This is a genomic window from Methyloterricola oryzae, from assembly GCF_000934725.1.
In the GTDB taxonomy this organism is placed as follows: Bacteria; Pseudomonadota; Gammaproteobacteria; order Methylococcales; family Methylococcaceae; genus Methyloterricola; species Methyloterricola oryzae.
In genome coordinates this window covers 1-6,294 of record NZ_JYNS01000045.1, presented here as the reverse complement: position 1 = coordinate 6,294, position 6,294 = coordinate 1, and the positions used below count along the sequence as shown (strand labels likewise).

General features: G+C 59.3%; 8 protein-coding genes and 1 pseudogene. 2 read left to right on the top strand and 7 right to left on the bottom strand.

What is annotated here, in order from left to right; all coding sequences use genetic code 11:
* Positions 1–159, bottom strand: a pseudogene (locus EK23_RS24405) (IS5/IS1182 family transposase); the annotation flags it as partial.
* Positions 160–388: 229 nt separating this feature from the next.
* On the opposite strand from EK23_RS24405, the gene EK23_RS20940 reads away from it, so the two are divergent.
* The gene (locus tag EK23_RS20940) at positions 389–1,135 is read left to right on the top strand and encodes a hypothetical protein (RefSeq protein ID WP_045227353.1); all 747 of its coding nucleotides are present in this window, start codon (positions 389–391) and stop codon (positions 1,133–1,135) included.
* Positions 1,136–1,200: 65 nt separating this feature from the next.
* On the opposite strand, the gene EK23_RS20935 is transcribed toward EK23_RS20940, so the two are convergent.
* The 6 genes from EK23_RS20935 to EK23_RS20915 all read right to left on the bottom strand — a co-directional run bounded on the left by EK23_RS20935 (position 1,201) and on the right by EK23_RS20915 (position 5,114).
* Positions 1,201–1,542, bottom strand: coding sequence for a hypothetical protein (locus EK23_RS20935; protein WP_045227352.1), 342 nt, complete (start codon positions 1,540–1,542; stop codon positions 1,201–1,203).
* A gap of 111 nt (positions 1,543–1,653) precedes the next feature.
* On the bottom strand, positions 1,654–1,830 hold the full coding sequence (locus EK23_RS23790) for a hypothetical protein (RefSeq protein WP_158002571.1): 177 nt from the start codon (positions 1,828–1,830) through the stop codon (positions 1,654–1,656).
* A 75-nt stretch (positions 1,831–1,905) separates the two neighbouring features.
* Positions 1,906–2,886 carry a helix-turn-helix transcriptional regulator gene (locus tag EK23_RS20930; RefSeq protein WP_045227351.1) on the bottom strand — a complete coding sequence of 327 codons (981 nt, stop codon included), beginning with the start codon at positions 2,884–2,886 and terminating at the stop codon, positions 1,906–1,908.
* A 42-nt stretch (positions 2,887–2,928) separates the two neighbouring features.
* Complete coding sequence (locus EK23_RS20925; RefSeq protein WP_045227350.1) at positions 2,929–3,714, bottom strand: ABC transporter permease; 786 nt, start codon at positions 3,712–3,714, stop codon at positions 2,929–2,931.
* Positions 3,701–4,396, bottom strand: a complete 696-nt coding sequence (locus EK23_RS20920) for an ABC transporter ATP-binding protein (protein ID WP_327037079.1) — start codon at positions 4,394–4,396, stop codon at positions 3,701–3,703. Before EK23_RS20920 ends, EK23_RS20925 begins: the two co-directional genes overlap by 14 nt.
* A 28-nt stretch (positions 4,397–4,424) precedes the next feature.
* Positions 4,425–5,114 (bottom strand): SOS response-associated peptidase, encoded by a 690-nt coding sequence (locus EK23_RS20915; protein WP_045227348.1) that lies wholly within the window; start codon positions 5,112–5,114, stop codon positions 4,425–4,427.
* A gap of 250 nt (positions 5,115–5,364) precedes the next feature.
* On the opposite strand from EK23_RS20915, the gene EK23_RS22900 reads away from it, so the two are divergent.
* Positions 5,365–5,613, top strand: a complete 249-nt coding sequence (locus EK23_RS22900) for a hypothetical protein (RefSeq protein WP_200892211.1) — start codon at positions 5,365–5,367, stop codon at positions 5,611–5,613.
* The last annotated feature ends 681 nt before the right edge of the window (positions 5,614–6,294 follow it).

The window sequence follows — 6,294 nt, the reverse complement described above, 5'->3', positions numbered from 1 at the left end:
CGGCCGGCCTCGCTGACCTTTGGGATACACCGGTTCGATCAACGCTACCAGTTCAGCCCAAGGCACTACGCTTTCCATTTCGGCCAGAAACATCTCGCGGCGCGTGACGCGACTCTTGGACTGCAGGGCCAGGTCAAGAAGGCTGGTCTGCTGGATCATCGAAGGGGCCGTCAGATTGGTTGGTCATGCCGCTATTTTACGGGGTCACGGCTCGTACCGGAGCGATTTAATCGGTGTTTCCCTAGGATCAAGATACGGTATTATTCAGCACAACGGGCGGGCTTAAATCCGGGATAAGTCAGTCTACTCGATCGAGTGACTCCAAGGCCTGACTCAATATGGCAGGTCAAGCCAGACGCCAGAAAGCAGCCGTTCGAATCAAAATTGAATGCAGGTCTGGTTCTCGGCAAGACCACGCTTCCACCCGTTCATCCTGATATCCCCGCGCGCTCGCATCGACCGTCCAAGCCAGTTTGACACAAGACAAGTCATCAAAGCGGACCTACTGGCCGCAACGGTGCGTGAAACCTTGGCACAGCCGCTTCCGACTGACCCGCCCGCCAGAACGTTTTCCGAGGAGGAACTGCAACGATTCGCCAAAATCGTTGCCAGGCACCACCGGCTTCAGGCGTTCAATTTTGCCCGAAAGTTCGGGATGGAAGCCAAGCGGGAGCCTAAGGCCAGCCCCAACGAGCCATTTAGCATGGGAGAGCGGCTGCCAGGATCAATACGTCCGCGCGGACCTCGCCGCGGCTCCCTTTTGCCAGCTCTGATCGCCTTCGCATGCATCGGCGCCTTGTTTCACTACTGGCCCCGATACAGCCCGTGGCTGCAGGGTTGGTTAAACCTTTCATTCAGCAGCCTGCTCGCCCCACAACGTGTTTACGCGCCGCCTATGCCGCCGCCGGCGTCCGGTTCGCAGATCATCGATGAGAATTCCATCTCGATCAAAGACAAGAACGAGAAGGTGGTACCTGGAATCCATGGTAACCTCTCCAAGATTCGTCAGGAAATGCAGCGATCTGGACTTGGCACTCGCCATGAAGCTGAAGGGTCAGCTGACGCGTGTGAACCCAAACCCGTGATGAGCGATGCGGACATTGAAGCCTGCCGGCGCGCCAGGCTTAGCCGGTAACGTCTGTTTCGCCTAACGCCCATGCCGTGCTCAATGCGGCACATTGTCGAGGATGCCCCCAATGGTCACTTCAATGGCGGAGGAACGGCTGATACAGCCCGCAGAAACCAGCTTTGCGCATACAGATACTCTCGGTCGGCCCGAGGGTCATTAAGTCGCTCCGTACCGGCCAGGGTCGTGGATGTCTCGTCCAGAGCGACCAGGGTCACGTCCAGCAAGTTCGGAAAGTCGGGGAGGGATTGTCGGCTTCGCGGATCGAGCAGTTCGGCGACCCGGATGTGGCGGTTCAGGTCCTGATCCCGCTGCTCCCGTACGTGCAGGATCGCGCGGACTGGCGGCACCATGCAGGAACGAAAGCGAGGGAGCAACCAACCCTGCTCCCTCAAGCGCCAGACGTCGAACATCATGCTTCGACCATCCCTAAGATCGGCGAAATTTCGAGTTTCTGCAGGGCATTGGACTTTCTACCCCTCTCCCACGGGGAGAGCCGCCTGACAGGGTCTTGTGCCCGTGGCATCTCACCGTGAGGCACCACAGGCCATGCGCCGGCGCAGGTAGGTGGGGATGTCGTAGTTCACGCCGTTCTGCCAGGCCGGCCGATAGGGCAGCACCGGGCGCGGTGCGAATCCGGTTTTCCATCCGCAACCAAAGGCAAGTTTGGCGGCCCCAAGGCCCTGAATGAGTCGGTTCAACATGGTCGGTCTCCGTTTTCGGTGGTTGACGGCGCCAGTGTACGGAAGCCAGTCGCTCACTACGTGAGCCACTCAAAACTATTTTTGATACAGTGCCGCTAACCGTTGAGCGATTGCTTGGATTTCCCGCCGCAGGGCCTCGGGTTCCAGGACTGCGACCTGATCGCCATGGCGCAGGATGTCCATGGCCAGCTCCTGGGACTGGGTGTAGGGCAACTTCAGGCAATAGCAGCCCTGCTCATCCCACTGCCCTTGCTGCTGGGGGTGCCAGACTTCGGCCTGCACCCAGCGTGAGCGTTCAGGCGTGAAGCGCAGGAGTGCCCATCGCACGTCGCTGCCGGAGAAGATGCCGTAGCCAGCAGCGAGTTCCGCCTCCAGTACTGCTTCGTCCACCTCGAGTGCTGGGTCCGGCAAGGTCACCACCTGCTCCAGCGCATCGACGGCAAAGCTGCGCAGTCCCTCGCGCCAATGACACCAGGCATCCAGGTACCAGTTATCCCGGTAGTGCACCAACCGCTGCGGAGAGATGTCACGAATGCTGGTTTCATTGCTTGAGCGGTTGTAGTGGGTCACCCGAAGCTGCTTGCGCTGTAACAGCGCCTGAGCGATCTGCGGGAACAGGCGTGAGTCACAACTCCGCCGCGCCGCGGGGAGAATCCGGACGCGTCGTTCTACCGTTTCCGGGGTGTGATCGCCCGTGGCCAGGAGCGTGTTCAGGCGTGTCAGCAGGGGCTGGATGTGCGACTCCAGCAATCCCGGCTGGATCTGCGCGAGTAGCTGACGCATGGTCAGCAGCGCATGGATCTCCGAGGCATTGAACCAGAGTCCGGGCAGTTCGTGGCTGGGTACCGCCATCCCGCCAACCGGCTCCTGAAAGCGATAGCCCCGCAGTTGCCGGTCCCAGATGATGGGGGCACCCAGCCGGTCGCGCAGGTATTCCAGGTCCCGCTTGAAGGTGGCGATGGAGACGTTCAGTTCGTCAAGAAAGCGTTCGACCGGCACCACCTGGCTCTCGTGCAGCAGCTGTTCGATGCGATAGAAACGTTCCGTCCGATCCATGAGCGAATGTCAAAGTGCAGCTCGTTGTTAAATGCGGAAAGCTCAAAAGCTAATATCATCGCGCAGGATATCGTAGTCATCGAAGGCGATGTTCAAGCTGAGCATCAAGTTCAAGATCGCCGCCAGGGTGGCGCTGGTGAAGATGCACAGCATGATGGCGATTTGGTATTTCACGGCAACGGCGGGGTTGCCTCCTCCGAGAATTTGCCCGGTCATCATGCCGGGCAGCGAAACCAATCCCATGGTGGCCATGCTCGCCAGGGTGGGATTGATCGATGCCATGATCGCTTCGCGCAGAAACGGCTGCACGGCTTCCCAACGTGTCGCCCCCAGGGTTAGGTAGGTCAGATAGTCGTTCTGGTTTTTCCGCAACGAGGTGTAGAAGCGCTCCAGCGCGATTACGTTCCCCTGCAGGCAATTACCCAGGATCATGCCGGTCAGCGGGACCAGGTATCGGGCGTCATAGAACAGGGGTGGCTTGATGATCAGGAGAATCAGGTAGGCAGCTGAAAACAGGACGCTCAACGTTACCGCCGACAAGGTCGAGACGAAAAATGATCTTCGGCGAAGACCCGCGCGGCGCAAAATGCTCAGATCCGCCACGACCAGCATGACGAAAATCCAAAGCCCGTTGAGCCAGGGATTGTTGAGGGCAAACAGAGCCTTCAGATAAACCCCCACCAAGGCCAGTTGCAGGGTCATGCGGAGCATCCCCAACGCGATCTGCCTTGAAAGATGAATCCCGATCAGTCCCAGGAGCAGCCAAGGCACCAGGATCATGCCACCCAGCAGGGCCAGTTGTGCGTCGCCGATATCAAGCGTTTCCATGTCGGGCTTCTCTAATCAGGCGACAATTCTCCAGGTCCAAAACCAAGCTGCAGCGGCCGACCCAGTCGGGATCATGGGCCACGGAAAGAATCGTGAGTTGCGGCTGGTCGAGGACTGCCATCACGGCCTTTTTGCTTTCCGCATCCAAGGCGCTGGTGACCTCGTCCAGCAGATAGACACTTTTTCCGAGGAGCATGGCTCGCGCCAGAGCGATGCGTTGCTTTTCGCCTCCGGATACCTGCACACACATCCGATCGAGGACGTCCGCGGTCAGATCGAATCTTGCCAACATGTCAATCAAGCAGGCTTCATTGGGCAAGCGCGTTCGATGAGCCTTGAAGCGAAAAGGCAGAAGGAGGGCATCGCGCACAGTTGAATTGCCAAGAATGGGCTCCTGGCCAATGTAGGCAATGGCAGCCCGAACCGACTGGATGCTGGCCGGGCTTAACGGCTCTCCCTGAAAAAAGACGGTGCCACGCGTCGGAGGATAGAGGCCCAACAGGCACTTCAGCACCGATGATTTTCCCGAACCTGATTTCCCCCGGAGGACCGCCTTGGCACTGTCATTCAGGGAAAAGGACAGGTCCTGGAGTAACGGCGTTGCGCCGGCATAGACTGAGACGTGATCAAACCGAATCAATGGTTGCATCCTGGAACCTGGCTGGGCGACGGTGGACGTCACGATCAGCGGCCGCGTTTTTGAGGCAAGGTCAGAAGAGCGTCTGATTGGATGAACGAGGATCCTGCCTCCGGGGGGGGGAATTCCTCGCCGGCCTTGGATCAGGTCTGGAGGTGAATGCGTCTTCGGCCATGGGCAGCAGGAAGTCGCCGGCATCGGCGCAGTTGGTCTGCAACCAAGTCTGGCGATGTTCCGGCGGAATGACCACCAGCGACCGCTTCTCGTCGCCGGGCGCGTGAAACCGCCCCATCACCGGATGGCCGTCCGCATTGAGGGTGAGCATGGAGAAGCTGGTCAGCCCGGCGCCATCGGGAGTACGCCAGTAGTCCCAGATAGCAGCGACGGTAAAGACGCCCTGGTCCTGCCGTTCGATGCGCCAGCGGATGGCTTTGCCCGTTGCGTAGTCTGGCTCGAAGAAGCCCAGCATGGGTACCAGCGCATAGCGGCGCTTCTTCCAGGGATCGCGGTAGCTGGGCTTGATTGCCACGGTCTCGGAGCGGGCATTGTAGGTATGGCGCGCGATCTTGGTGTTTTTCGACCAGAACGGCACTAGGCCGAACTGGGCTTCACGCAACTCAGTTGCGTTTGTGTCCGGCGCGACCAGAATGACGGGTGCTCGATACGAGACATAGGTCTCCCGCGGATACTCAAAAGTAGGCTCCGGCAGATTCAACGCCACAGGAAAATCCGGCCGGGAGGCGGGAATAAAGTTGGTGCACATGTGTGACTCCTCCACTTTCAAGGCAGGACCTGCGCATTCCGCCGCTGCTGAAAGCGCGGGAACAGGGATGACCAGAGCCCCAGTCCGCCTGATTCTCGCGCAAGTGGAGCCGAGGCACCACGGCGAAAGACAAAGCACTTTTGGATTCAGCCGGCGTTCATCTCGGCGGTGATACAAAGGAGGCGTGGAACATAGGTTCCCGCCTTCATTCACTACGAGACACGGCCTGGTCAACAGGCGTGCAACCACCATGAAACCATCAGCCCGCTCGAAATGGCTGGTCTATTTGTTCGCGATGCTCTTGCTGCTGTCTGGCTGCACCGTCTATCCACGTTACGGCGGATATGGCTACGGCGGTGGCTGGGGACAGGCTCACGGCCGGCCTTATTATGGGTATGGCAACGGCTATGGCTACCCGCGTGGCGGTTGGGGTAGCTATGGTTACCGCGGCGGCTGGGGTGGCTACGGCCATCACCACCACCATCACGATGATGATTGATCGAAGCGAGAGAAAAAAGTCGCGGCCAGCGGAGCGCTATTTTGGGACCGTGGGCCAGCCGCGCCAGGAAGTGACAGGGAAGGAGGAGGTGACCCTGTCACGAATTCAGTCTAGATCGCTGTGCCCGCTCGGATAGACCCCGGTCACGCACACCGTGTTGCATTGAACCGAGCGGGCACTCAGCAGACGCTGCGTTACCCAGAACGCGCGCGTCAAATAGGGGCCCAACCCAGCCTGGCCAATCAAACGCGTCTATATCAAAGGTCACGGGGCGGTCCGAATCAGGGCTCTTGAGAACCCTCCCCCCAGAACCAACCCAATGTCGTGACCGGGATCAGCCCGGTCGGCGAACCGGGAAATCTGTCCCAACGCCTTCAACTGGCCAGGGCGCCTTCCTGTCTTCGTGCCGTGGTGGGGGACGTGTGGTTGCACGGGAGACGGTTATAAGGCTAGTGGCTTCAAGCACCGCCAGCGGTGATGCAGTTCACAGTGCGCGTCGGGATAATTTCCGGTTGGCATTGGAGCGCAGGCCTCACGTGGGCAGTCCCCTCATCCGATGTCTTCTGGCAAAGCGTGAATACTTCACAAGTTTGGCGGTGAATAGAATACGGAATCCCGGTTCCCCATCGCCGAGACTATACCCAACCCCGATGCGATCCTGGTGAATTCGATCAGCGAGTA

Bases quoted from the DNA above. Each gene is read 5' to 3' on its own strand.
- EK23_RS20915 (WP_045227348.1), bottom strand. From the start codon at position 5,114: ATGTGCACCAACTTTATTCCCGCCTCCCGGCCGGATTTTCCTGTGGCG.
- EK23_RS20935 (WP_045227352.1), bottom strand. From the start codon at position 1,542: ATGATGTTCGACGTCTGGCGCTTGAGGGAGCAGGGTTGGTTGCTCCCT.
- EK23_RS20940 (WP_045227353.1), top strand. From the start codon at position 389: ATGCAGGTCTGGTTCTCGGCAAGACCACGCTTCCACCCGTTCATCCTG.
- EK23_RS20930 (WP_045227351.1), bottom strand. From the start codon at position 2,886: ATGGATCGGACGGAACGTTTCTATCGCATCGAACAGCTGCTGCACGAG.
- EK23_RS23790 (WP_158002571.1), bottom strand. From the start codon at position 1,830: ATGTTGAACCGACTCATTCAGGGCCTTGGGGCCGCCAAACTTGCCTTT.
- EK23_RS20925 (WP_045227350.1), bottom strand. From the start codon at position 3,714: ATGGAAACGCTTGATATCGGCGACGCACAACTGGCCCTGCTGGGTGGC.
- EK23_RS22900 (WP_200892211.1), top strand. From the start codon at position 5,365: ATGAAACCATCAGCCCGCTCGAAATGGCTGGTCTATTTGTTCGCGATG.